Origin of the sequence: Aeromicrobium yanjiei (assembly GCF_009649075.1) — a bacterium.
Classification (GTDB): domain Bacteria; phylum Actinomycetota; class Actinomycetes; order Propionibacteriales; family Nocardioidaceae; genus Aeromicrobium; species Aeromicrobium yanjiei.
This window is the reverse complement of sequence record NZ_CP045737.1, coordinates 1,925,135-1,950,986: the sequence shown is the minus strand read 5'-3', so window position 1 is coordinate 1,950,986 and position 25,852 is coordinate 1,925,135. Positions and strand designations below refer to the sequence as shown.

General features: G+C 67.2%; 22 protein-coding genes. 16 read left to right on the top strand and 6 right to left on the bottom strand.

All coding sequences use genetic code 11. From position 1 onward, the window contains the following. Positions 1–16: 16 nt before the first annotated feature. On the bottom strand, positions 17–907 hold the full coding sequence (locus GEV26_RS09660; RefSeq protein ID WP_153652871.1) for an acyl-CoA thioesterase: 891 nt from the start codon (positions 905–907) through the stop codon (positions 17–19). A 134-nt stretch (positions 908–1,041) separates the two neighbouring features. Here GEV26_RS09660 and GEV26_RS09655 point away from each other — a divergent pair, with 134 nt between their 5' ends. Further along, on the top strand, positions 1,042–2,202 hold the full coding sequence (locus GEV26_RS09655) for a thiolase family protein (RefSeq protein ID WP_243838687.1): 1,161 nt from the start codon (positions 1,042–1,044) through the stop codon (positions 2,200–2,202). 68 nt (positions 2,203–2,270) lie between these two features. Here GEV26_RS09655 and GEV26_RS09650 read toward each other — a convergent pair whose 3' ends face one another. Then, on the bottom strand, positions 2,271–3,419 hold the full coding sequence (locus GEV26_RS09650) for an acyl-CoA dehydrogenase family protein (RefSeq protein ID WP_153652869.1): 1,149 nt from the start codon (positions 3,417–3,419) through the stop codon (positions 2,271–2,273). A gap of 68 nt (positions 3,420–3,487) precedes the next feature. On the opposite strand from GEV26_RS09650, the gene GEV26_RS09645 reads away from it, so the two are divergent. Genes GEV26_RS09645 through GEV26_RS09620 form a run of 6 tightly spaced genes read left to right on the top strand, consistent with a single transcriptional unit; the run spans position 3,488 to position 9,671 of the window. Then, entirely contained in the window at positions 3,488–4,645 is a 1,158-nt protein-coding gene (locus tag GEV26_RS09645) for a CaiB/BaiF CoA transferase family protein (protein WP_153652868.1), read from the top strand. Between the two features lie 35 nt (positions 4,646–4,680). Beyond that, entirely contained in the window at positions 4,681–5,445 is a 765-nt protein-coding gene (locus tag GEV26_RS09640) for a crotonase/enoyl-CoA hydratase family protein (RefSeq protein ID WP_153652867.1), read from the top strand. After that, the gene (locus GEV26_RS09635; protein WP_153652866.1) at positions 5,445–6,599 is read left to right on the top strand and encodes an acyl-CoA dehydrogenase family protein; all 1,155 of its coding nucleotides are present in this window, start codon (positions 5,445–5,447) and stop codon (positions 6,597–6,599) included. Before GEV26_RS09640 ends, GEV26_RS09635 begins: the two co-directional genes overlap by 1 nt. Beyond that, positions 6,596–7,366, top strand: coding sequence for an enoyl-CoA hydratase/isomerase family protein (locus GEV26_RS09630; RefSeq protein WP_153652865.1), 771 nt, complete (start codon positions 6,596–6,598; stop codon positions 7,364–7,366). Before GEV26_RS09635 ends, GEV26_RS09630 begins: the two co-directional genes overlap by 4 nt. Next, on the top strand, positions 7,366–8,466 hold the full coding sequence (locus GEV26_RS09625) for an acyl-CoA dehydrogenase family protein (protein WP_153652864.1): 1,101 nt from the start codon (positions 7,366–7,368) through the stop codon (positions 8,464–8,466). Before GEV26_RS09630 ends, GEV26_RS09625 begins: the two co-directional genes overlap by 1 nt. Before the next feature lie 23 nt (positions 8,467–8,489). Next, positions 8,490–9,671, top strand: a complete 1,182-nt coding sequence (locus GEV26_RS09620; protein ID WP_153652863.1) for a thiolase family protein — start codon at positions 8,490–8,492, stop codon at positions 9,669–9,671. A 63-nt stretch (positions 9,672–9,734) separates the two neighbouring features. Here the strand turns inward: GEV26_RS09620 and GEV26_RS09615 are convergent, their stop codons facing one another. Both GEV26_RS09615 and GEV26_RS09610 read right to left on the bottom strand, forming a co-directional pair. Continuing rightward, on the bottom strand, positions 9,735–11,294 hold the full coding sequence (locus GEV26_RS09615; protein ID WP_153652862.1) for an ABC transporter substrate-binding protein: 1,560 nt from the start codon (positions 11,292–11,294) through the stop codon (positions 9,735–9,737). After that, positions 11,291–12,604 (bottom strand): phosphotransferase, encoded by a 1,314-nt coding sequence (locus GEV26_RS09610; protein ID WP_208430948.1) that lies wholly within the window; start codon positions 12,602–12,604, stop codon positions 11,291–11,293. The genes GEV26_RS09615 and GEV26_RS09610 overlap by 4 nt, the downstream gene beginning before the upstream one ends. Positions 12,605–12,761: 157 nt before the next feature. Between GEV26_RS09610 and GEV26_RS09605 the strand changes: the two genes are divergently transcribed. Then, a complete protein-coding gene (locus GEV26_RS09605) occupies positions 12,762–14,375 on the top strand; it encodes a class I adenylate-forming enzyme family protein (protein WP_153652861.1) in 1,614 nt (537 codons plus the stop codon). A gap of 156 nt (positions 14,376–14,531) precedes the next feature. Here GEV26_RS09605 and GEV26_RS09600 read toward each other — a convergent pair whose 3' ends face one another. Next, positions 14,532–15,533, bottom strand: coding sequence for an acyl-CoA dehydrogenase family protein (locus GEV26_RS09600; RefSeq protein ID WP_153652860.1), 1,002 nt, complete (start codon positions 15,531–15,533; stop codon positions 14,532–14,534). 4 nt (positions 15,534–15,537) lie between these two features. Further along, complete coding sequence (locus GEV26_RS09595; RefSeq protein ID WP_243838686.1) at positions 15,538–16,707, bottom strand: acyl-CoA dehydrogenase family protein; 1,170 nt, start codon at positions 16,705–16,707, stop codon at positions 15,538–15,540. Positions 16,708–16,811: 104 nt separating this feature from the next. On the opposite strand from GEV26_RS09595, the gene GEV26_RS09590 reads away from it, so the two are divergent. The 8 genes from GEV26_RS09590 to GEV26_RS09555 all read left to right on the top strand — a co-directional run bounded on the left by GEV26_RS09590 (position 16,812) and on the right by GEV26_RS09555 (position 25,805). After that, positions 16,812–17,567, top strand: a complete 756-nt coding sequence (locus GEV26_RS09590) for an enoyl-CoA hydratase/isomerase family protein (RefSeq protein WP_153652859.1) — start codon at positions 16,812–16,814, stop codon at positions 17,565–17,567. Beyond that, complete coding sequence (locus GEV26_RS09585) at positions 17,564–18,436, top strand: SDR family oxidoreductase (protein WP_153652858.1); 873 nt, start codon at positions 17,564–17,566, stop codon at positions 18,434–18,436. Before GEV26_RS09590 ends, GEV26_RS09585 begins: the two co-directional genes overlap by 4 nt. Positions 18,437–18,476: 40 nt before the next feature. After that, positions 18,477–19,865, top strand: a complete 1,389-nt coding sequence (locus GEV26_RS09580; RefSeq protein ID WP_194840032.1) for a phosphotransferase family protein — start codon at positions 18,477–18,479, stop codon at positions 19,863–19,865. Between the two features lie 11 nt (positions 19,866–19,876). Next, a complete protein-coding gene (locus GEV26_RS09575; protein WP_153652856.1) occupies positions 19,877–20,815 on the top strand; it encodes a DUF7065 domain-containing protein in 939 nt (312 codons plus the stop codon). A 67-nt stretch (positions 20,816–20,882) separates the two neighbouring features. Then, complete coding sequence (locus GEV26_RS09570) at positions 20,883–22,379, top strand: class I adenylate-forming enzyme family protein (RefSeq protein ID WP_153652855.1); 1,497 nt, start codon at positions 20,883–20,885, stop codon at positions 22,377–22,379. Continuing rightward, positions 22,376–23,929, top strand: coding sequence for an AMP-binding protein (locus tag GEV26_RS09565; protein ID WP_208430947.1), 1,554 nt, complete (start codon positions 22,376–22,378; stop codon positions 23,927–23,929). The genes GEV26_RS09570 and GEV26_RS09565 overlap by 4 nt, the downstream gene beginning before the upstream one ends. A gap of 66 nt (positions 23,930–23,995) precedes the next feature. Further along, positions 23,996–24,304, top strand: coding sequence for a hypothetical protein (locus tag GEV26_RS09560; protein ID WP_153652854.1), 309 nt, complete (start codon positions 23,996–23,998; stop codon positions 24,302–24,304). Between the two features lie 10 nt (positions 24,305–24,314). Beyond that, the gene (locus GEV26_RS09555) at positions 24,315–25,805 is read left to right on the top strand and encodes a class I adenylate-forming enzyme family protein (protein WP_153652853.1); all 1,491 of its coding nucleotides are present in this window, start codon (positions 24,315–24,317) and stop codon (positions 25,803–25,805) included. The last annotated feature ends 47 nt before the right edge of the window (positions 25,806–25,852 follow it).

The window sequence follows — 25,852 nt, the reverse complement described above, 5'->3', positions numbered from 1 at the left end:
ACGAACCGTCGCCGGCTCACTGTTGCCGAGACCGCATGCGGAGCAGGCCCTCCTGCATCGTTGTCGCGACCAGTCGTCCCGACTGGTCGAAGAAGGAGCCGCGGCACACGGCCCGACCAGCGCCGGCCCAGTGGCTCTCCTGGTCGTGCAGCAGCCACTCGTCGGCACGGCAGGGGGAGTGGAACCAGATCGTGTGGTCGAGGGTCGCGAACTGCAGGTCGGGGTCCTGGATCACGACGCGGTGCGGGGCCAGCGCGGTGGACAGCAGGAGAATGTCGGACAGATATGTCAGTGCGGCGGCCTGGTGCAGCCTGTCGTCGGGCAGTGGTGCCGTCGAGCGGGTCCAGGCTGACTGACGGGGCGGACCGGCAATGCCTCGAGCAGCAAGGACCCGGGTCGGCGTGTCAGGGAAGCGGAACTCGATCGGGCTCTTGCCAGTGAGCGTTGCATGCCAGCGCAGGCTCTCGGGGTCGTCGCGGAACTGCACCTCCGGAGTCGGAAGATCGTCCGGCCCCGGGACGTTCGGCGTTGCCACTTGATGCTCGAAGCCCGCCTCCTCCTTCTGGAACGAGGCGGTCAGGTGGAGGATCACCTGGCCGTGCTGCACGGCCTCGACCCTGCGAGTCGTGAACGATCCGCCGTCGCGCACGGCGTCGACATGGAACAGCACCGGGATCGTGGCATCGCCCGGCAACAGGAAGTGGGCGTGGGCCGAATGGATGACCCGGTCGGCGGGGACCGTCAGGCCGGCGGCCATCACGGCCTGTCCGGCCACCTGTCCGCCGAACATCCGTCGGCCCGCACCGGGCTGGGGGATGCTGCGATACAGCAGATCGTCCAGCTGCTCAAGACGCAGGATCGCGTCGATGGGAGTCTTCGGCAGCTGTGGTCCAGCGGGTTCCTGCATGGGCGAAAGCGTATATTCAGTTGGCGATTGTGCCAACGGCGGATCACTTCCCGCGCGACCATGTGTGAGTTACCATCAAGAGTCAAATGATTCTACTCATCACTCTTCTGGTGGTGAGTTACGAGGAGGCTAGTGTGTCCACACGCGACGCAGTTATCGTCGATGCAGTCCGTACTCCGGTCGGGAGGCGCAACGGTTCGCTCGCATCCGTCCACGCCGCCGAGCTTTCCGCCCACATCCTTCGCAGCCTGACCGAGCGCAACGCCCTCGATCCCGCGCTCGTCGACGACGTCGTCTGGGGATGCGTCCAGCAGGTCGGGCAGCAGTCGCAGAACATCGGCCGCAATGCGGTCCTCGCTGCCGGCTGGCCCGAGTCGGTTCCCGCCACGACGATCGACCGCCAGTGCGGCTCCTCGCAGCAGTCGGTGCACTTCGTCGCCGCCGGCTTGGTCTCGGGGCAGTACGACATCGCGGTCGCGGGTGGCGTCGAGAACATGAGCTCGGTGCCGATGGGCTCCTCGCTCGGCGACGGCTCGCTCGGCTCTCCCAGCAGCCCTGCCGTCCAGGAGCGCTACGGCGTCTCGTTCAACCAGGGAGTCGGCGCCGAGATGATGGCCGAGAAGTGGGCCCTGAGCCGCGAAGCGCTGGACGAGTACTCGGCGCGCTCCCACGAACGGCTTGCCGCCGCGATCGACGGGGGACGGTTCGAGTCGCAGATCGCGCCCGTCACCCTCGCGGACGGGACGGTCTTCAGCGTCGACGAGGGCCTGCGCCGCGGAACATCGGTCGAGACCCTCTCGAAGCTCAAGCCGGTGTTCAAGGAGGACGGGGTCATTCACGCGGGCAACGCCTCGCAGATCAGCGACGGCGCGGCCGGGCTGCTCATGATGACGTCGGAGAAGGCTGCCGAGCTCGGCTTGACCCCCATCGCCCGCATCCACACCGCGGTGCTGGCCGGCGACGATCCGATCATGATGCTCAGCGCGCCCATCCCGGTCACGCACAAGGCGCTCAAGAAGTCGGGTCTGACGATCGATCAGATCGGTGCGTTCGAGGTCAACGAGGCGTTCGCGCCGGTGCCGATGGCCTGGCTGGCCGAGACCGGCGCCGACATCGAGCGGCTCAACCCCAACGGCGGCGCGATCGCGATCGGGCATCCGCTGGGCGGCTCCGGCGCCCGCATCATGACGACACTCGTCCATCACATGCGCGACAACGGGATCCAGTACGGCTACCAGACCATGTGCGAAGGTGGCGGCATGGCCAACGGCACGATCATCGAGCTGCTCAGCTGATCGGCCCGATCTCGTCACACGCACGATGGAGCCGGACCCAGGGCGGGTCCGGCTCTATTGTCGTTGGTTCAGACGCCGAGGTTCTTGCCGATGATCTCCTTCATGATCTCGGTGCTGCCACCGAGGATCGTGGAGATGCGCACGTCTTGGTACGCCTTCGCGACGGGGTACTCGAGCATGTAGCCGTAGCCGCCGTGCAGCTGGAGGCAGCGATCGACGACCTTCTTGTTCAGCTCGGTCGCCCACCACTTGGCCTTCGCGGCGTCCACCGCCGTCAGGGTGTCGTCGAGGACGCCCTGGATGCAGTGGTCGATGTAGACACGGGCGATGTCGAGCTCGGTGTCCATCTCGGCGAGCGCGAACCGATTCGCCTGGAACGATCCGATCGGCGATCCGAAGGCGGTGCGCTCCTTGGCGTAGACGAGCGTGTCGTCGAAGACCTTGCGTGCGCTCGCGATCGCGGAGATCGCGATCGACAGCCGCTCGGACGGCAGATTCTCCATCAGGTGGATGAAGCCGCGCCCCTCGACGCCGAGCAGGTTCGAGACCGGCACACGGACGTCGTCGAAGAACAGCTCGGCCGTGTCCTGGGCGCCGTTGCCGATCTTCTTGAGATTGCGGCCGCGCTCGAAGCCGGGGGTGCCGCGCTCGACCACGATGAGGCTGAAGCCCTTGTGCCCGGCGTCGGGATCGGTGCGCGCCACGACGATGACGACATCGCTGAGGATTCCGTTGGAGATGAAAGTCTTCTGGCCGTTGATGACCCACTCGTCGCCATCGCGCCGCGCGGACGTCTGGATGCCGGCCAGATCGCTGCCCGCGCCCGGCTCGCTCATCGCGATCGCAAAGATCAGGTCGCCGGCGGCGAGGCCGGGAAGCCAGCGCTGTTTCTGCTCGTCGTCCGTGAGTCGCTGCAGATAGGGCGAGATGATGTCGTTGTGCAACGTCAGCGCCGGACCGTGCAGGCGAGACCGCGATTGTTCCTCCGCGACGATCGCGTTGTAGCGGAAGTCCGTGACCCCCAGCCCGCCATATTCGACCGGTACGGAGAAGCCGAGGACGCCAGCCTTCGCGGCGGCGGCGTAGACCGAGCGATCGACCTGGCCGTCGGCCTCCCACTGAGCGTGATGCGGGGCGACCTCGCGGCTCAGGAAGTCTCGGACGAGGGTTCGGAACTCGTCGTGCTCCCGGGTGAAGACACTGCGGGTCGCTGCCATGGCGTCAGTCCTTTGGGGAATTCATTCTCAGTTGAATCATTGCACTGTATCCATGTTAGCCTGTGGCAATGAGTGAACCTTCGGCCGGCCCGCTGGCCGGAATACGCGTCGTTGAACTCGCAGGAATCGGGCCGGGCCCGTTTGCGAGCCTCCTTCTCAATGAGCTCGGAGCCGAGGTCATCCGCATCGACCGACCCGGCGGAAGCGAATTGCAGTCGACCGTCTCGTCGGGGCTCAACCGGGGTCGTGCGAATGTGGCGGTCAACCTCAAGACTGCGGGCGGCCGCGATACCGTGCTGCGCCTGGTGGCCAGCGCCGATGTGTTGATCGAGGGCAACCGTCCCGGCGTCACCGAGCGCCTCGGCGTCGGCCCGGATGACTGCCTGGCGGTCAATCCTGGCCTGATCTACGCACGGATGACCGGATGGGGCCAGGAGGGTCCGCTCGCGCACACCGCGGGCCACGACATCAACTACGCGGCGATCAGCGGAGCTCTCCACACGACGGGCACCCACGAGAAGCCCATGCAGGCTGTCAACCTCATCGCCGACTTCGGCGGTGGATCGCTGTACCTGATCATCGGAGTCCTCGCAGCCCTGCAGGAGCGCACCCGTAGCGGGCGCGGCCAGGTCATCGACGCCGCGATGGTCGACGGCGCGGCCTCCTTGGTCACGATGCTCTACGGACTACTGGCCCAGGGCGGCTGGAAGGACGAGCGGAGGGTCAACCTCCTCGACGGTGGAGCACCGTTCTACGACACCTACCGTTGCGCGGACGGCAAGTACGTTGCGGTGGGCGCGATCGAGCCGCAGTTCTATGCGGCTCTCCTCGAGGGGCTCGGCCTGACGTCGATCGAGGGCGATCAGCTCGACCAGGATTTCTGGCCCGCCCACCGCAAGATCTTCGAGGACGCGTTCGCAGAGCGGTCTCGCGACGAATGGGCGAGCCACTTCGACGGCACCGACGCGTGCGTGGCACCCGTGCTCAGCCTCACCGAGGCACCACAGCATCCGCACATGGCCGCACGCGGGACCTTCGCAGAGCTGGCTGGTCATCCGCATCCGAAGGTGGCGCCGCGATTCTCGCGCACGCCCGGGCTCGACCCCTCGCCATCGCACAGGGTCGGTCAGGACACCGAGGCGACACTTGCTGCGTGGGGATTCGACACCGAGGAGATTCGATCGCTGATCGAGTCGGGTGCGGTGTTCCAGGACGCGAACCACTGACTGTTGTTGGACACGTGAACTCACAGGAGAAGACCATGGCATCTGAGGTACTCGTCGAGCAGCGCGACGGCGTGCAGATCATCACGATCAACCGTCCCGAGGCGAAGAATGCGCTCAATGCGGCCGTGGCCGAGCAGATCGCGGCGGCCGTCGACGAGCTCGATGCCTCAGATGAGCTGCGTGTCGGTGTCCTGACCGGGGCCGGCGGAGTCTTCTCGGCCGGGATGGACCTCAAGGCCTTCCTCAAGGGCGAGAGTCCCGCGATCCCGGGCCGCGGCCTGTGCGGCATCACCATGACACCGCCGACCAAGCCGCTGATCGGCGCGGTCGAGGGCTGGGCCCTGGCCGGCGGATTCGAGCTCCTCCTCGCATGCGATCTCGTCGTGGCGGCGGAGACCGCCCGATTCGGGGTTCCCGAGGTGAAGCGCTCGCTCGTCGCCGGGGGTGGGGCGGCGATGCTGCTGGCCCGACGCGTTCCGTTCGCCATCGCCCTCGAGCTGCTGATCACGGGCGATCCGATGACGGCGCCCCGCGCGGCCGAGGTGGGCCTGGTCAACAAGGTCACGGGTGAGGGTGAGGCGCTCGGGACCGCTGTCTCGTGGGCGACCGCGATCGCCGAGAACGGACCGCTTGCGGTCGCGGCCTCGAAGGCGATCGCCCGGCAGAGCAGCGACTGGACCTTCGAGGACGGATGGGCTGCCCAGGAGAAGATCATGCGCCCGGTCTTCGAGTCCGAGGATGCCCGCGAGGGGGCCACCGCATTCGCTGAGAAGCGATCGCCGGTCTGGAAGGGACGCTGATGCGTCGCAGGCTCTACGATCAGGATCACGAGGACTATCGGCAGGTCGTCCGCGAGTTCGTGGACCGGGAGGTCACCCCTCACCGTGAGCGGTTCGACGAACAGCATCTCGTCGACCGCGAGACGTGGCTCGCGGCCGGCAAGCAGGGGATCCTCGGCGTGGCAGCGCCCACCGCCCTCGGCGGTGGCGGCCTCGACGACATGCGCTACCGCAATGTCGTCGTCGAAGAGCTGGCCCGCGTGGGTGCCGCGTCGGTGGCGTCCGGGTTCAGTCTGCAGGACGACATCACGCTGCCGTACATCCTCGACCTCGGCACGCCCGAGCAGCATGAGCGCTGGGTTCCTCGGATGGTCACGGGCGAGCTCATCGGCGCGATCGCGATGACCGAGCCGGGGGCCGGCAGCGACCTCCAGGGCGTCCGTACGACCGCAGTGCGCGAGGGGGACGACTGGGTCCTCAACGGGTCCAAGACCTTCATCACCAACGGCATCTCGTCGGATCTGGTGATCGTGGTGGCGCGGACCGATCCCGGCGCGGGCTCGCGCGGATTCAGCCTGCTCGTCGTCGAGCGCGGCATGCCCGGATTCGAGCGGGGGCGCAAGCTCGAGAAGGTGGGGCTGCAGGCGCAGGACACCGCCGAGCTGTCGTTCGACGATGTGCGGGTTCCTGCCGCGAATCTCCTCGGCACCGAGGGTGGCGGTTTCGGTCACCTGATGGAGCGCCTTCCCCGTGAGCGCCTCTCGATCTCCATGATGGCTCTGGCCGCTGCACGCGCGGCCCTGGACTGGACCGTCGAGTACACCAAGGAACGGGTCGCGTTCGGCCAGCCGCTCGCCAGCTTCCAGAACACGCAGTTCGAGCTCGCCGACATGGTCACCGAGCTGGACGTGCTGCAGGCCTATGTCGACGCCTCGATCATCGCGCTCAATGAGGGCGAGCTGACGGTTGTCGATGCGGCCAAGGGCAAGCTGTTGTCGACCGAGACGCAAAAACGCGTCGTCGACCGATGCCTTCAGCTGTTCGGTGGCTACGGCTACATGTTGGAATATCCGATAGCGCGGTCCTACGTGGATGCGAGGATCCAGACGATCTACGGCGGGACCTCGGAGATCATGCGGACCATCATTGCGCGAGATCTGACGGGGCTGCGATGACGTCGAACGATGTGCTGCTCAGCGAGCGATTCGGATCGACGCTCTGGCTGACGTTGAACCGGCCCGAGCGCCGCAATGCCCTGACCGTCGACCTGGTCAGGCAGCTCGCCGACGCGATCGGCGGTTGCGATGCCGAGGTGCGATGCATCGTGCTGACCGGTAGCGGCTCGGCGTTCTGCGCAGGCGGCGATCTGACCGATCTTTCCGCCGTGGCCGAGGGCGGTGCCCGCGTCGTCACCGATGTCATCTACTCCCAGTTCCAGCGGCTCGTCCGGGCCCTCGCCGAGGCCCCGTGCCCCGTCATCGCGGCCGTCAACGGGCCCGCACTGGGCGCAGGCCTCGATCTCGCGATGGCGTGCGATCTACGGGTCAGCAGCACCGAGGCGGTGTTCGCGAGCTCATGGATCGGCGTCGGCCTGGTCCCTGGAATGGGCGGCGCACACCTCCTCAGCCGCGCGATCGGTACGGCTCGAGCGACCGAGATGGTGCTGATGGGCGAGCGGGTTTCACCCCAGACCGCACTCGAATGGGGTCTCGTGAACAAGCTCGTCGCGGCGGGCGAGTTGAGGGCGACCGTCGACGCGATGACCGACCACGTCGGATCGCTTTCGGCGGCTGCGATCAAGAGCAGCAAGGAATCGCTCCAGCGCGCGATGGCCCTCGGCTTCGAGCAGGAGCTCGCGATCCTCGGTGCCACGCAAGGCGGCCTGCTGACGGGCCAGGAATTCCGGGATGCCACGGCACGATTCAGAAAGAAGGACGCTTGATGAGCATCGACGGACCGGCGGGCGAGCTGCGTGTGTATCTGGAGAAGGTCATGCCCGGATTTCGCGCCGAGTGGGGGGCCGCGACCTCCTTCGAGGCCCAGCTCGCGTGGCAGAAGCTGCTCAACGAGGGTGGCTGGGCTGCGCCGTCGTGGCCTGTCGAGCACGGCGGCAGAGGACTCAGCACGGTCGACCGGATCGCCTGCGATGCCGAACTCGCACGCGTCGACGCGCCGATGGCCGCGGGTGCCATTGCGCTGCAGAACATCGGTCCCGCACTGATGATGTTCGGGACTGAGGAGCAGCAGCGGTCGCTGCCCCACATCCTGAGCGGCGAGGAGTTCTGGGCGCAGGGCTTCAGCGAGCCGGGTGCGGGCAGTGATCTGGCCGCGCTGACGATGCGGGCAGAGCTCGTGAACGGCGAGTTCGTCCTCAACGGCCAGAAGGTCTGGACCTCGAACGGCATGCAGTCGACCCACGCGCTGCTGTTGGTCCGCACGGATCGGGAAGCGGCCAAGCACAAGGGCATCTCGGCGCTGCTGGTCAAGCTGGACTCGCCGGGCATCGAACGCCGGCCGATCAAGCAGATCACGGGCGAGTCCGGCTTCGCGGAGATGTTCTTCCACGACGTACGGGTGCCCGAGGCGAATCTGCTCGGTCCGCTCAACGAGGGCTGGCTCGTGACCATGAAGACGCTCGGGTACGAGCGCACGGGCGTCATCAACATGGCAACGAAGCTCGAGCGCGACGTTCGGGAGGTGGTCGAGAACACGACCGTCACGGATCCGATCCTGCGCGACGAGCTCCTGGGTCACTGGATGGACGCTCGGCTGGTCGGGCTGATGGGAGCCCGTGCGCTCGCCAGGCTCAAGGAGGGCGAGGAGCCCGGCTCGGAGCAGTCGATCATCAAGTTCGGTTGGAGCCTCGTGTCGTCTCGTCTGGCCGAGACCGAGATGAAGGTCTCGGGGCACCATTCCCTGCTGGCGGACGATCGTGGCACCCAGCGATTCCTGCGCTCCCGCTCGGCGACGATCGCCGCGGGCACGACCGAAGTCATGAAGAACATCCTCGCCGAGCGCGTGCTCGGCCTACCCCGCGACTGAACGTTTCCCGAAAGGACCCACCCATGTCCCAACCCGTCATCCTCGCTGCTTGCCGCACCGCCATCGGAACCGCCCGGAAGGGGACTCTGCGCGACACGACGGCGTTCGAGCTGGCACCGCTGATCGTCTCCGAGGCCGTCCGTAGGTCGAAGCTGCCCGTCGAGGTCTTCGACGACGTCATCTTGGGCGAGGTCCTCGCCGGTGGCGGAGCGATCGCCCGCTATGCGGCTCTTGAGGCCGGACTGACCGATGTGCCCGGTGTCGCGCTCAACCGTCACTGCGCCTCGGGCCTCAGCAGCATCGCGATGGCTGCGGGCAGCGTTGCCGCCGGGATGGATCGCGCGGTGGTTGCCGGGGGAGTGCAGTCCAGCTCGACCGCGCCGGTCTCGAAGCGTCGCACGCCCGGTACCGACGACGAGTGGGAGGACCCGTGGATGTCACCCACGCACGTCTCGACTCCTGATGCGCCCAACCGGGACATGACCATCACGGTCGGATGGAGTGCGGCCAAGTCCGCCGGCATCACCCGGGAGGAAGCCGACGCCTGGGCCTTGCGGTCGCATCAACGGGCCATCCGCTCGATCGACGAGGGACACTTCGTCGACGAGATCGTGCCGGTCAAGGTCACCGCACGCGATGGCTCGGTCAGCGTGTTCGAGGTCGACGAGCACCCTCGACGTTCCTCCTCGCTCGACGCGCTGGCGAATCTCAAGCCGCTGCACCCGGAGATCGACGGATTCAACGTGACCGCCGGAAACTCCAGCGGTGTCAACGACGCCGCCGCAGCCGTCGTCGTGACCTCGGCCGAGCTCGCCGCCGAGCACGGCGTCGAACCGCTGGCGACGATCCTCGGCTGGGCCAGCGTGGGCGTGGATCCGAGCCTCACAGGCACGGCACCCGTGCCGGCCATCCAGAAGCTGCTCGAGCGCACGGGGCTCACGGTCGCCGATGTGGACCTGTGGGAGATCAATGAGGCCTTTGCCACCGTGGCTGTTGCGACGACCAAGATGCTCGGCCTCGACCCCGAGCGGGTCAACGTGCAGGGGAGTGGCTGCAGCCTCGGACATCCGGTCGCCGCGACCGGTGCGCGGATGATCACGTCACTGATCAACGAGCTCCGCCGTCGCGGCGGCGGAGTCGCCATCGCCTCGATGTGTGCAGGTGGCGGGATGGGCAGCGCGATGGCGATCCGCGTCTCCGCCTAGAAGAACGAAGAAGGCGCCCGATCCGACAGTTCCGGATCGGGCGCCTCGCCGTTTTCAGCTGGACTACTTGGTGACGCCGACGTAGCGAAGATCGGGAATGCCGACGAAGCCCGACCGTCCCATCGTGTCCGCACCGACCACCTTGTCACTGGCCGCGATGACCGTCGGCAGCGCGCAGATGTTGACGTCGAACGCCTGCTCGACCGTGATCCTGGACGCAGCCTCGAGCGTCGCGACACGCTCCTCGTCGCTGAGCTTCGGGTCGTAGGCCTTGTTGACCGCCTCACCGAACTCGGGCGGCGTCCCACCGGGGAAGCGTGCCGGGTTGAGGTACTGGTTGGCCAGTGTCATCGCACCGTTGGGCTGGGTCGGCTTGACGCTGACGAAGCCGTCGGCGGCGCCGTCTGCCCATGCGGGGTACAGCTGGGTGCCTGCGAGCTCCCGGACCTCGAGATCGACACCGACCTCCTTGAACTGGGCCTGCAGGGTCTCGGCGATGCTGGTCTCGGGGGAGATGTTGGCTCCCACCACTGCGACCAGCTTCAGCCCGTCGGCGACGCCGGCATCCTTGAGCATCGCCCTCGCCTTCTGGGGATCGTAGGTGTAGTCGACGGGCGACTTCTCCAGATGCCCTTCGTACACCTCGGGCAGTGGCTGCGTCGTGGGCTCGCACTTGCCGCCGAGAAGCGAGGTGTTGATGGCCTCCCGGTCGACTGCATGGTTCAGCGCCTGTCGAACCCTGAGATCGGACACCTTCTCGCTGCCGGTGTTGAAGATGAACGCATAGGTCACGGCGGGCCGGTAGTACGTCGTGGTGAACTTCTTCGGGAGTGCGTCGAGCTGCTTGACCTGGTCGAGCTTGTTGACCGACATGTCGTACTGGCCCGACCGCATCGCGTTGATGCGGGTCGCATTCGAGACGATGCCGGTCATCTCGATGCGCTTCGCGGGTGCGGCCTCCTTGTCCCAGTAGTCCTCACGCCGGTTGAACGACGCGTTCTGGCCGGACGTGAACTTGTCGAGCACATATGCGCCGGACCCGACCGGCTTGACGTCGAGGTCGTCGTTGTCGAGGGCTGCCGGGCTGACGATGCCGCCTTCGGCGCCTGACAGGACGTATGGGAGATCTGCGGCCGATCGGTTGGTGTTGAACTTGATGTTCTGGGCGTCGACGACCTCGATCGACTCGACCATCGGGAAGAACACCGCAACCGTCGAGTCGGGTAGGTTCATCGCGCGCTCCATGCTCAGCTTGACGGCGTTCGCATCGAGCTTCTCCCCGTCGGAGAAGGTGACGTCATCGCGCAGCGTGAAGGTGACCGACGTGTTGTCGTCGCTGAACTCCCACTTCGTGGCCAGCATCGGCTCGAGCTGGAGGTCCGGCCCCATCCGGGTCAGGTTGTCGTAGACCAGCGTCGTGAACGGGAACGAGGCCTGCGTCGAGGCGGCCTTGTGCGGGTCGAGGGGATAGGGCGGATAGTTCATCGCGACCTTGAGGGTGCCGTTGCGGTCGACGTCCTTGCTGGCCGGGGCTGCTTCATCAGTAGAGCCGCCGCTGCATGCTGCGAGTGCCAGCATCGCAGCCGCGACAAGCATCGTGAGTGGGGTGGACGATCTTCTCATGGATGATTCCTTTCAGATGGCGCTGCGACGGCTGCGGGGAAGGGCCGCATCGGTAGGTGCGTGGCCATGCTGGAGCCGGCCGGTCCCAGCTGGAGGTGGACCCGGAGGTTCCGGCGGTGGAAGAGCTTGATGAGAGCCTCGTCGTGCCGGCCGTCCGCGGCGTCGGCGAGCACGAATTCCTCGAGTGCCGCATCGCCCTCGGCGAAGGTGGCGGGTCGCCGGCCGAGCAGCGCGTGCAGATCGTCGAGATCGTCCTCGATGATCTGGTCGCCGATCTGGTGGGCGCGTTGCAGGTGGCGGGCCATGCGGAAGGCCAGACGCAGATCGTGCTTGAGCAGGTAGTCGGCGGTGTCGACCTTGAGGGACTCGACCAGATGGGCGAAGGTCTTGTCCTGTCGGGTGATCCGCGGCTCGGGCGCGGTGACGGTGGGCAGCTCGATGTCGAGCAGCTCGGCAAGGGTCTCCGTCGCATGGAGATTGGTCTCGCTGTTCCACTGCATGTTGTTCATCAAGTCGGTGTCGCTGACCGGATCGGCCACCGCCGGTCCGAACATCAGCTGATTGCCCAGAGTGCTCGCGAACGTGTGGCGCTTGATCATCTCCAGGTCGACGAACGTCCCGGAGAGCTCCTCGTAGCGCGCATAGAGCGTGGCGAAGTCACCGAACGGGATGAGCGTGTCGCGCATGCGCCACACGGCCAGGTCGATCAGCGGATCGCCGATGTGGCCGAACTCGAGGTCGAGCACCGCCGTCAGATGTCCCCGATCGTGGTGGAACTGGCCGGTGTCGCAGATGATGGGCGCCTCACGGCCGTCGGAACGAGGAGGGTGCCGTCGCATCCAGCCGAGGCAGAACTCCGTGAACGGATCGGGCGCGGCCTTCTTGGCGCGCCAGTTCTTGATCATCCGCGAGCGGTGGACGAGCGCGGGGTCCTCGCCGGCAGCCGCGCGAATGATGCCTGCCTGGGTGAAAGGCTCGATCGGGAGCTGATGGACCTTGACGAGCTCCTGCAGGTACTCATCGACGATCACGTCGCGGTCTGCCTCCGAGACGCCGCCGAAGTCGGGTCTGCCCGGGACGAGCTCGAGGATCAGCGCGTCGATCTCCGGCAGATATCCGTACAGCTCGGGCACCTTGACGCCGTTGTCGTGAAGGATGCGGTGGAAGGCCATCTCGTGCTGGAGCGGGTACGCCTGAGTGTCGACCCGATCGCCGCGAACGACCACATCGTGACGCATGCCGTCCTTCTCGGCCTCGACGAACCAGGTGGGGCGCCATCGGGTCTGCCGTCTGATGTCAAGGACGTTCACGCCCATCTCGCGGGCGACTACTGCTCCGACGTCGTCTACTGAAGGAATGGTCAAGGACTTCTCATCTCAATCAGTGCATTGATTTAGCGGACCATAACAGGCACAGTGTGATCTGTACAACACCCGAGCCATCGAGCGCCGACGACGGGAAACTTCAGTGAGCGTGACGAAACAGCAGTTCTCGGACGACATCGCAGAGCAGCGCGAGCGGTGGTATCGCGAGGGGCACTTCTCGACGCGCACGATCGGCGAGCAGCTGGCCGTTGCGGCTGAGAAGTTCCCGGGGCAGGGCTATGTCTTCGCCACCGAGGCCGAGCGGATCTCGATGACGTTTGTCGAGGCGCTCGAGCAGAGCCGTTGCGTCGCGGGTGGCCTTCAGGCGCTGGGCCTGCGGCCGGGCGACACGGTCGCGATCCAGGTCTCCAACCGGCCCGAGCTGGTCACGTCGTACTTCGGGGCCTACCTGGCCGGGCTGACGATCGTGCCGATCACGCACATCTACGGTCCGCGCGAGGTCTCGTTCATCCTTCGCGAATCCGGGGCGAAGGCGCTGATCCTGCCCGACCGGTGGCGCTCGATCGACTACCTCGAACGCGTGGCCAGGCTCAAGGACGTGTCGGCGCTCGAGCACGTGATCATGCTCGGAGAGGGCTCGACCGAGACCAGCATCCGCTGGGACGACATGATCACGTCCGGACAATATCGAGAGGTCGAGATCTCGGCCGACGATGTCTGCACGATCATCTACACGTCGGGGACGACCAGCAATCCGAAGGGCGTCCAGCACACCCACAACTCCCTGCTCGCGGAGATGGCGACGATCGGCCCGATGCTCGAGTGCGGACCGGGCGAGAACAAGCTGGTGCCGTGGCCGGCGGGGCACATCGCGGGTCTGATCGGCGTGTGCGGGGGACTGATCGGCGGGCCCGGGGTCGTCCTCATGGATCGATGGGACGCCGTCGCGGCGGTCCAGCTGATCGAGGAGTTCAGCTGCGTGGGCACGAGCGGCACGCCGTTGCACGTCGCGGCCATCCTCGAGGCTGCTGCCAGCACGGGCGCCGACATCTCAAGCCTGCGGTACATCCAGGTGGGCGGGGCGAATGTGCCGCCCGAGCTGGTCGACCGGGCCGAGCGCGCCGGGATCTCGGTCGGCCGAGCCTACGGCAGCACCGAGCATCCCACGAGTGCGTCGTCGAGCCCGCAGGCCGACCGCTGGACGCGTTCGCGCACGGACGGACACGTCAGGTTCTCCCACGAGCTGAAGATCGTCGACCTGTCGGGTGAGGACGTGGCCATCGGTGAGGAGGGGGAGATCGTCACGCGCGGTCCGATGCAGTTCGTGGGCTATCACGACGAGAGCCTCAATCTCGAGTCGTTCCTGCCAGGTGGGTGGTTTCGCACGGGCGACATCGGCCGGCTCGACGACCGAGGTCGGCTCACGGTGACCGACCGGTTGAAGGACATCATCATCCGGGGCGGAGAGAACATCGCCTCGAAGGAGGTCGAGGACCTCATGGCGACCCATCCGCGAGTGCTCGAGGCCGCGGTCGTCGCCGAGCCCGACCCGAAGTACGGCGAGCGCGTCGCGGCCTTCGTCCTGCTCGGTGAAGGCGATTCGCTGGACGTCGAGGAGATCCGGTCGATGTTCGCCGAGGCCGGAATCGCCCCGCAGAAGGCGCCGGAGCGGATCGAGGTCGTCACGGACCTGCCGCGCACGCCGTCGGGCAAGGTGCAGAAGTTCGCCCTTCGCGAACGGCTCTCGACACCGTAGGTCGATGGCTACCAGCCGGGGGGCCAGTCGCGGCGACCTAAGATTCCCACTGCGGGGTGCGCTTCTCGTGGGCGGCGCGGCCACCCTCCATCTAGTCCGGTCTGCCCATCAGCAGTCGAGGACGGACGGTACTGATTCGTTGTTGGTGTCCACGAATCAGGCTGGTCGCTCGGACGGCGCGGCCAGAATCGCTTCGCGCAGCTCGGCGGGCGGGCTGCCGATCGTGCTCCAGACCTGGGTGCGCTTCAGGTACAGCGAAGCGTCCTGCTCGGTCGTCAGTCCCAGACCTCCGTGATTCTGGATGTTGTCGCCCGCATTCCTGATCGCGTGGTCGCGCCCGATCGACAGGGCGGCATGTCCGAGCAGGACCTCGTCGCTGCGGCCGCCGCCATGCGCCAGGGCCGCCAGGGTCACGAGCTGGGTTGCTGCCTCGGCGCGGACAGCCATGTCGGCGCAGCGGTGCTTCACGGCCTGGAACGAGCCGATCGGGACGCCGAACTGCTCCCGCACCGCGGTGTACGAGGCGCTCATGGCGCACGTCGCCTCGGCGCTTCCCGAGAGCATCGCCGCGACCAGGATCGACAGATACGCATTGCCGTCGAGCTCCGCGAGGGCGACTTCGACGAGGGGCTCGCCCGTGATGCGCAGATGTGCCAGCCGCGATCCGGGATCGACGCACTCCTTGGTCTCGACCGTGGAGACTGCGGAGCTCTCGTAGAGGGCGCTGGTGCCGTCGGCGACGACCCATGTGGTTGCCTCGCCAGCATCGAGCGTGCGGAAGAGGCCGTCGCCGATGCGTTCGATGAGGCCCACCGGCCGCCCACCGGTGGAGATCTCCTCGACGAGGTCGAGCCGGCCGGCCGCACGTGCGATCTGCAGCGCGAGCGCCGTGCCCAGGAAGGGGCCCGGAACCAGGCCGCGTCCGATCTCGCGGAAGACCAGCGTCACTTCGGCCAGACCGAGTCCGGTGCCGCCCAGCTCCTCGGGGAGATCGAGAGAGAAGAAGCCGTTCTGCGCAGCCGTCGCCCAGAACTCCGTGTCCGTCACCGGCTGGTCGTCGGCAAGATCGCGCAAGCGATCCCGGGGGGCTGACTTCTCGATCAGATGTCGCGCCGTGTCGGCGATGGCGGCCTGCTGTGCATCCAGAAGAAGGTCCATGAAGTCACTTTCCCTTCGGCAGGCCGAGGACCCGCTCGCCGATGATGTTGCGCTGGATGTCCTTGCTGCCGGCCGCGATCGTCCCCGCAAAGCTGCGATGCCAGACCTTCGACGGATCTGCCGGACCCCCGAATCGCTCCGCCGCCTCGGCGCCGAGGATGTCGACCGCGAGCTTCTTGACACGCTGGTCGAGCTCGCCGAAGAACAGCCTCAGCATGGATCCCTCCGGACCGGGCTGCGTGCTGCGGGCGTTCCTGGTGATGTTCGCGAGGCTCATGGCCGACAGCGCTGCCGCCTCGGCCCGCGCGGTCGCGAGCCGATCGGCGATCGCGTCATCGTCGATACGCGTGCGGCCACGACGGTCGACCCTGGTGCGGGCCTCCTCGATCAGCCGGTCGATGCGTCGGGACGCCTCGACCTGGTCCTTCATGAAGCCCGTGCCGCGTTCGAACGACAGCGTCGACATCGCAACGCTCCAGCCGTCGTCGACCTCGCCCACGACGTTCGACAGTGGGATTCGGACATCGTCATAGAACACATCGCACACCTCGGGCTCGCCCGTGAGGAGCTCGATGGGACGCACCGTGATGCCGGGGGCGTGCATGTCGCACACGGCCCAGGTGATCCCGTGGTGGCGCTTGTCGGCGCGGCTGGTCCTGATCAGGAGTTCCTGGAAGTCGGCGAACTGGGCGTAGCTGGTCCAGGTCTTCTGGCCGTTGACCACGAGGTGGTCGCCGTCGATCTCGCCGCGTAGCGAGAGCCCGGCCAGGTCGCTGCCGGCTCCGGGCTCTGAGAAGCCCTGGCACCAGACCGTCTCGCCCTTGAGGATCTTGGGCAGGTGGAATGCCTTGAGCTCCTCGTTCGCACGGGCGATGAGCGTGGGCCCTGCGTGATTGATGCCCACGAAGCACACGCCGATGTACGGTGCCTCCGCCCACGCCATCTCCTCGTACCAGATCATCTGCTCGAGCAGGGACAGTCCGCGGCCGCCGTACTCCTTGGGCCAGTTGATGCCGGCCCATCCGCCCTCGAACTGCGTGCGCTGCCAGGCCAGGTCGAAGTCGCGTGCCTCGGTGCTGACCGGCGGACGCGGCGTGCGTGGGACGTTCTCGGCCAGCCAGGTGCGCACCTCCTCGCGGAAGTCGGCCATCTCGCGGGGCAGCAGCAGGTCCACGACTTCTCCAACCAGTTATAGGTAGACGATCTATCTCATTTAAGCATTGCGTGCGATGATGACCTAGCGGTTCGCATGGATCGCCGACCGAGTGAGGAGAAGTGATGACCGTATCCACCGAGATGGACGGGGGAGTGTGCATCATCTCGCTCAACCGTCCCGAGCGACACAATGCGGTGGACGACGCAACGGGTGCGGCCTACGGTGCTGCCTTCCGAGAAGCGGCCGGTAGCAAGGATGTCGCGGTCATCCTGCTGAGGGGGGAGGGCCGCTCGTTCTGCTCGGGCCGCGACACCGCACAGCTGGGCCGTCGAGTCGAGGGCGAGTCCGACTTCTCCTTCGTGCGCCGGCACCAGGATTCTCGGCTCGCGCAGGTCGACTGCCCCAAGCCGGTGATCGCTGCACTCAAGGGCAACGTCCTGGGCGGTGGCCTCGAGATGGCGCTGGCGGCCGACATCCGGATCGCCTCGACGGATCTGCAGATGGCGTTCCCCGAGATCGGCTACGGGCTCATGACCGACACCGGCGGTGCGGCGTTCGCGACCGTGCTCGCGGGCCCGTCGCGCGCCAAGCTCATGCTGATGACGGGCCGGCGCATCGGGGGCGAGCAGGCGCTGGCCTGGGGCATGGTCGACGAGCTCGTCGCGCCCGAAGACCTCGACGACACCGCTCGTTCCCTCGCCCACGAGATCGCCCAGCACGGAGAGCTCGCGCTCGGCAGCATCAAGCAGGTGGTCGACGAGATGTGGCACACCGCGCTGCACACGGGCATCCGAGCCGAGCTGCTCGCGCAGGTGGCGCTGTTCGGAAGCGCGGAGTATCTCGAGCTCAAGCAGAAGCGACAGGCGGCGGCACGATGACCGGTCTGCCGAAACCGCCGGCTCTCGGCGCCACAGCGCTGCCCGCAGGGACGTACGCCGGGCAGGTCGTGTTCGTCACCGGCGGAGGCACCGGACTCGGCAAGGCCATGGCCGTCGAGTTCGCCCGCCTCGGTGCGTCGGTCGCGATCGCGAGCCGCCGAGAGGAGCATCGAGCGTCAGGCGTCGCCGCGATCGAGGCGGTCGGCGGACGAGGCCTCGGCGTCGAGGTCGATGTGCGGGAGCCGGAACAGGTTGCGGCCGCCTTCGACCTGGTCGAGTCCGAGCTGGGCCCCATCGACGTCCTGATCAACAACGCGGCCGGGAACTTTCAGGTCCCGGCCGAGGAGCTGTCGATCAACGGCTGGCGCGCCGTGACGGGAATCGTCCTGGACGGCACCTTCATCTGCAGCACCGAGCTCGCGCGGCGAGCCAAGGCAGCGGGACGTCCCGCGAGCATCCTCAACATCGGCGCGACGTACTCGTGGACCGGCGGACCGGGCACGTCGCCGTCTGCCGCCGCGAAGGCCGGCGTGACCAATCTGACTCAGAGCCTTGCCGTCGAGTGGGCACCCTTCGGCATCCGCGTCAACTGCCTGGCTCCCGGCACGTTCCCGCACGATGACCATCCCACGGCCCTGCTCGCGCTGCGCAACGCCGGCTCCATCGACCCCGCTGAGCGGATCCCCGCCGGACGGGTCGGTGAGCTGCACGAGCTGGGCTGGGCCGCGACGTTCATGTGCTCGCCGTATGCGACCTACCTCAGTGGCCACACGCTGGTGCTCGACGGTGCGAACTGGTTGCGTAGGGGCCTGCGGATGCCGCTCTTCGTGCCACTTCACGAACAGATCGCCCACCCCGAGACTCTCTGAGACCCGATCCATCCCGCTACGACTTGAGGAACCCGAACCCGTGACGCATACCGAAGAACAGCAGTCGACCGATCTCAGCGCGGACATCCTCTCCTGGGTCGAGGAGTCCCTGGGCGGCAAGATCACCTACGCCGACCGTCAGCCGGGTGGAGGACGGCGAGAGGCGTGGTACGTCGACGTCGAGACGCCCGACGGCCAGGTGCGCGAGCTGTTCCTGCGGTACGACCGCACCGACCGCGAGGCCGCCGGCGATCCGTTCACGCTCCAGGACGAGGCCAAGTACTTCCTCGCGCTCCAGGACTCCGCAGTTCCCGTGCCGAAGATCTATGCGGTGCACCCGGTCGAGCAGGCGATCGTCTCGTCGCGGGTGCCCGGCAAGGCCTGGTTCTCCCAGCTGCGGGACGAGGAGCAGCGGCTCGCCATCGCGCGCGAGTTCATGACGATCCTCGCGGGCCTGCACGCGGTGGACCTCCACGGCGTCGACCTGCCGGGCGATCGCACGGATCCTGATCGCGATCTCCGCGACGTGGTCGTCGACGAGATCGAGCGCTGGACCGAGCTCTACCGGGCGGGCGTCGCCCCGGCCGACCCGCTGATCGAGCTCGGCCTGGTGTGGCTTCGCAAGAACGTCCCCGACGTCGCGGGGCCGGTCGTCCTGGTGCAGGGCGACACAGGGCCGGGCAACTTCCTGTACGAGGACGGCCGGGTGACGGCCGTCCTCGACTGGGAGCTGGCGCATCTCGGCGATCCGCACGACGACCTGGCCTGGCTCACGGTGCGCGCGGTCCAGGAGCCCTTCACGCACATGCCCGATCGCCTTCGTGACTATGCCGCGGCGAGCGGTCGCGAGATCGATCTTGACCGGATCCGCTACTACCGCGTGTTCGCGGAGCTGCGCATCCTGATCCTCGGCCACAACAAGGTCGGCAACGCCAGTCCGCTCTCGGAGATCGGGAACTCGCTGATCTACGGCGCGCTGCACCGGCGGTTGTTCATCGAGGCCATGGCCGACGTCTTGGGGCTCACGCTGTCGACGCCCGAAGCGATCGAGGCCCCGGCGACGTCTCAGGAGTGGCTGTACGACGCGGCCCTGGCCCAGATCTCGCAGATCATCGTGCCCCGCAGCGAGGATCCGTTCGTGATCCAGCGCAGCAAGGGCCTTGCGCGCATCCTGAAGTATCTGCGCGAGGCGGACAGGCTGGCCGATCCCGCGGCCTCTCGCGACCTCGACGATCTCGAGTCCGTCCTCGGCTCACGTCCTGGCTCGGTCGTGGAGGGATCGGCGGCACTGGTGCGCGCGCTGTCCGACGACACGATCGACGCCGCCGCGGCGGTGGCGTTCTTCCAGAGTCAGTCCATCCGTCAGACGCAGATCATGCGGCCTGCGATGGGCGTGCTCGCCGACCGTCACTTCGACCCGCTCAGCTGAAGGGATCTCGCATGGACCACCTGACGACGGACTGGGATCAGCACTTCCAACCGGCCGATGACGCGCTGCACGGCGTCACCGACAACTTCTACGAGAACGAGACGTTCTGGTTCTCCTTCTTCGTCCCCGAGCGCGCGATGGGCGCCTGGCTCTACTCGGGCGTCCGGCAGAACGCCGGCGTGAGCACCGGAGGGCTGTTCGTCTGGGACGACACCGCGACCCAGCCGGCGGATCTGCCGTTCTACGAGTACTTCTCGTGGCTCAAGCCTCCCACGGAGGTCGGCCCGGACCGGGTGGCGCTGCCCAATGGCATCACGATCACCACGATCGAGTCGGGGATGGTCTACGACCTGGCTCACACCGATCGTGACGGGACGAGCGTCCAGCTTCGATTCGAGGGTCTCGAGCCTCCCGTGCCGCTGCGCGCGGGCGCTCCGCCGTATCCCACGGCTTCGCACTTCGACCAGACCGGCCACGTCACGGGCCATCTGGTCCTGGACGGCGAACGGGTCGACGTCGACTGCTTCGCGATGCGCGACCGCTCGTGGGGGCCGCGTACCGAACGCGGCTACCCCCGGATCGGCTACACCTGGCTGGCCGATCGTGACGTGTCGGTGCTGGCCTTCTCGCGTCCCGTCGACGGCGTCGACGAGGTGTACGCGGGCTACCTGCGTCGAGACGGCAAGGTCTCGAGGCTGGTCTCCGGGCAGCGAACGGTCGACCGTGACCCGGCAGAGGGCTGGGTCACCGCGATGACGATCGATGCCACCGACGAGCAGGGCAATCGGGTCTCGGTCACGGGCGAGGCGCGCAGCAGGATGGTGCTGGCGGGCGCGACGAATGTGTGCGTCAACTCGGTCATGCGCTGGCAGGTCGACGGACGCGAGGTGCATGGCGAGGACCAAGACGTGTGGTCCATGAAGCAGTGGCGAGCCGCCCGCGGCCGATAGCCACGAATTCATCCATCTAATAGATAACTCTTTGGTATACTTGAGTTATTTTGCTGAAGGAGATGTTGTGGGATTTCGCAGTCGTTTCGCGCAACTGCTCGACGAGGCCCCGGAAGGGGCGCCGGCCATCGAGTTCGAGGGCCGGTGGGTCTCGTGGGGTCTGCTCCAATCGGTGTCGCGAGCCATCGACGCGATCCTGCATGAGCACTCATTCGGTGAGGGCACACGGGTCGGGATCGTGCTGGAGAACCGGCCCGAGCACGTCGGGGCCATGCTGGGCCTGATGGCAACGCGACGCTGTCTCGTGACCCTCAGTCCCTTGCAGCCCCCCGAGCGGCTGTCTGCCGACATCGAGCGCAGCGACGTCCCGTTCGTCGTGGTCTCGACGGAGATGCTCGCGCGTCCTGGCATCCGTGAGTCGATCGAGAAGGTCGGTCACGTCATCGAGCTGGATCCCGCTGGTCGTGTGAGCGTCAGCGGCGCCTCGATCGGTTCGACGTCGACCGCGAGCCCCGACACCGCGATCGAGATGCTGACCTCGGGGACGACCGGACCACCCAAGCGGGTGCGACTCAGCGATCGACAGTTCGACCGCTCCCTCGAGACCAGCGTTCCGGAGCCCAAGCCTGATGTGCTCTTCCGCAACGGCGTCAGCTTGGTCTATACGCCCTTGGTGCACATCGGCGGACTGTGGGGCGCGGTCTCGGCGCTCTACTCCGGTCGCAAGATCGTGCTCATGCACCGGTTCGTCCTCGATCAGTGGGTCGACTCCGTCGAGCGGCATCGGCCGCGAGCGGCTGGCCTGGTCCCGGGCGCGCTGCGTGCTGTCCTTGACGCCGATGTTCCCGCGGAGAAGCTGTCGAGCCTCCAGGTCGTGACCAGCGGAACGACCTTTTGCCCGCCGGACCTGGCAGATGCCTTCTTCGACAAGTACGGCATCCGCGTGCTGATGACCTATGGGGCGACCGAGTTCGCCGGGGCGATCGCGGCCTGGACCCTCCCGATGCACCAGAAGTGGTGGGCGAGCAAGTCGGGAAGTGCGGGCCGAGCCATGCCGGGGGTCGACCTGCAGGTCGTCGGCCCGGACGGTGACGCGCTGCCGGTAGGAGAGACGGGACTGCTCGAAGTGCGCAGCGCCCAGTCGTCGGCGGGAAGCGGGACGTGGGTTCGCACGAGCGATCTGGCCCGCGTCGACGCCGACGGATTCGTCTTCATCGTCGGTCGCGCCGATGATGCGATCGTCCGAGGTGGATTCAAGGTGCAGCCGGCCGAGGTCGCCCAGGTGCTCGAGCGGCACCCCTCGGTGCGGGAGGCATCGGTCGCTCCATTCCCCGACGACCGCTTGGGGCATGTTCCCGTCGCAGGTGTCGAGCTGGTCCCCGGGGCGTTGCGGCCCGCACCTGAGGAGCTCATCGCTCTGTGCCGCGAGTTCTTGATGCCGTACGAGGTGCCGGTGCACGTCGTGGTGCTCGACGAGCTCCCGCGCACGCCGTCGTCGAAGGTGAGCCGCGTCGATCTCCTCGACGCCGTTCAGCACTCGATGCTGCTGGGCAAGTCCGCGTGACCGCCGTCAGGTCGGCGACGCTCGCCGGGGCCGTGCTGGACGGCGCGGCGCAATTCGGCGCCACGCGCTTCGTTGTCGCGAGCGAGGTGCGGCCGCATGCCACGACGGTCGGCGAGCTGGTCGAGGAGGCCAAGCTGGCCGCAGGTGCGCTGCAAGGCCTCGGGGTCGGGGCCGGCGATGTGGTGGCGGTCCAGCTGCCGAATTGGTACGAGGGCGCGGTCCTGCAGACTGCGGCTGCTCTCGTGGGCGCCGTGGTCCTGCCGATCGTGCAGATCTACGCGCGCCGTGAGGTCGAGTTCATCGTTCGAGAATCACGCGCCCGGGTCTTGGTCATCCCCGGCGAGTGGCGAGGTCGCTACTATCCGGACATGCTCCCGGCGATGGGATCCTTGCCCGATCTCGAGCAGGTCGTCGTCATCGCCGACAACGTGCCGGCGGGAGCGCTGTCCTGGGACGATCTGCTCGGCCCGTTGGCCAAGCCGTGGTCGATGCCGGTCCTTGATCCCCGGTCGATCGCGATGCTCGTCTACACCTCGGGGACCACGGCGGACCCGAAGGGCGTCCAGCACAGCCATGAGTCGCTGCTGGCCGAGGTGTGGTCGGACTCGTCCGCGAGCGCATCGGCTGCAGAAGCGTCGACCCTTGCGGTCTTCCCGTCGGGCCATGTGGCCGGGCTGCTCGGACTGCTACGCGTTCTCGTCAAGGGCGCGCCGACGGTCACGATGGATGTCTGGGACATCGCCACGGCCGCCCGGCTGATCGACGAGCATCGCGTGACCTTCACGTCGGGGGCGCCCGTGCATCTGAGCGGGCTCCTCGACGCCAAGGACAACGGCGAGGCCGCCCTCGAGACTCTCAAGGAGTTCCTCGTCGGCGGTGCCAGCGTCTCTCCCTCACTGATCGAGCGGGCCGATCGAGCCGGTGTGGTGGCTTATCGCTGCTACGGCTCGAGCGAGCATCCCACGGTGACGGTGGGGCGGCTCGAGGACTCCCTCGACCGCCGTGCCAACACCGACGGTCCGCCGATTGCCGGCAACGAGCTGCGTATCGTCGACGACAACGGGGTGGACGTTGCTCCTGGCGAGGCCGGCAACATCGTCACCCGCGGCGCCGAGCTGTTCGTCGGATACCGCGACACCTCGCTCGACGCCGAGGCGTTCCTCGAGGGCGGGTGGTTCATCACCGGCGACATCGGAACCCTCGACCAGGAGGGTTATCTGACCGTCACGGACCGCAAGAAGGACATCATCGTGCGAGGCGGCGAGAACATCTCCTCGAAGGAGGTCGAGGACGTCCTGGCGACGCACCCCGACGTCGCAGATGTCGCGGTGGTCGGTGCCCCCGACGAACGACTTGGCGAGCGGGTGGCTGCCTTCGTCATCGTGCGGGACGGCAAGAGCCTCGAGCTGTCAGATCTGGCCGCCCATTGCGCCGCCGCCGGCATCGCGAAGGCCAAGACGCCGGAGCTCGTCCGGATCGTTCAGGAGCTGCCCCGGACGGCTGCTGGGAAGATCAGGAAAGTAGACCTTCGGAACGAGCTCAGACGCTAGTTTCGGTAACAGTTCACTGATATAGTCATTAGCAGTAATTTCCGAGAATCTAGTTGTGGAGTCATCGTGAAGCTGAGTGTTGGACAGACCCTGTCGAGTGCGGTCGACACCACGACGGTCATCGTCGTCAAAGCGCCCGATGCCGACGTCGCTGTCGCATGCGGCGGCGTGGAGATGTACGACGCCAAGACGGGAGCGGCGAGCTCAGGGGAGGCCGATCCGGCGCACATGGGCGGCACGCAGCTCGGCAAGCGCTATGTCGACGAGACGGGCAGCATCGAGCTGCTCGCCACCAAGGCGGGAGAGGCCTCGTTGTCGGTCGACGGCGTCGCGCTGACGATCAAGACTGCCAAGCCCCTGCCGTCGTCGGACTGAGGAGCGCGCCGTGAAGCTGACGATGCTGCTCGAGATGGCGGCCGATGGATTCGGCGACCGCACGGTCATTGGGCGACTCGACGGTGGCCTGAGCGCTGCGGAGCTCAAGGCCATGGCCGAGTCGGGGGCTGCTGCCATCCGCGATGCCGAAGCCGACTCGGTCGTGTACCTGGCTGTCAACGGCCCGGCCTTCCCAGTGGCGATGTTCGCCGCGGCGTTCGCCGGTGTCCCGATCGTGCCGGTCAACTATCGCCTCGGTGACGAGCAGCTCAGCTCGCTGCTGGCCAACCACCCTCGCGCGTACGGCATCGCGGACGAAGCGCAGCTTCCGCTCCTCGAGCGCGCCGGCATCTCGGCGGTCACCCCCGAGCAGTGGCTCGAGGTCAGTCGCGGTGTCGCTGCGCCGATCGAGGTGGAGTCGGATTCGCCGGCGGTCATCATCTACACGAGCGGGACGACTTCCGCGCCCAAGGGGGTGCTCCTGCATCACGACAACTTGGTCTCGTACGTCCTGGGCTCCGTCGAGTTCGCCTCGGCCGACCCGGACGATGCGGCGTTGATGAGCGTCCCGCCGTACCACATCGCCGCAGTGGCCAATGTCATCACGAATCTCTTCGCCGGGCGGCGGTCGATCGTGCTCGAGCAGTTCGCTCCGCACCAGTGGCTCGACACCGCCCGGAAAGAGGGAGTCACGAACGCCCTGGTCGTGCCCACGATGCTGGCGCGCATCGTCGAGTCCGATGCTCCCAAGGAGCTTCCTCGGCTGCAGACCCTCGCGTACGGGGGAGCGCCGATGCCGTCGGCGGTCATCGAGAAGGCCCTCGCGATGTGGCCGGAGATCGGCTTCGTCAATGCGTACGGACTGACCGAGACCAGCTCGACGGTCGCGGTGCTCGGTCCGGAGGATCACCGCGTCGCGCTCGCGAGCGACGATCCTGCAGTCCGCGCACGGTTGTCCTCGGTCGGCAAGATCGTTCCGAGCATCGAGCTGGAGATCAGAGGCCACGACGATCAGCCGGTGGGTCCCGGCATCACGGGCCGCATCTGCGTGCGCGGCGATCAGGTCTCGGCCGAGTACGCCGGAATCGGCAAGGCCGTCGACGAGCGCGGCTTCTTCGACACCCGCGACAACGGGTACGTCGATGAGGAGGGCTACCTGTTCATTGCCGGCCGACTCGACGACACGATCATCCGTGGCGCGGAGAACATCGCCCCGGCGGAGATCGAGGAGGTGCTGCTGCGCCACGAGGCCGTCCTGGATGTCGCAGTCGTCGGCGTGCCCGACGAGGAGTGGGGCCAGCGGATCGAGGCGGCTGCCGTGATCAGGCCCGGCGTCGACGTGTCGGCCGAAGATCTGCGCGCATTCGTCCGATCGGCGCTGCGTGGCAGCAAGACTCCCGACCGGATCGTGTACTGGGATGAGCTGCCGCGCACCGTGACCGGCAAGCTGGTCCGACGCACGGTGCTGACCAAGCTGCTCGAAGATCAGGCCACGGTCTGATCCCGGTTCCCCCCAGACCAAAAGTGCGGAGTCCTGCACGGTTCTAA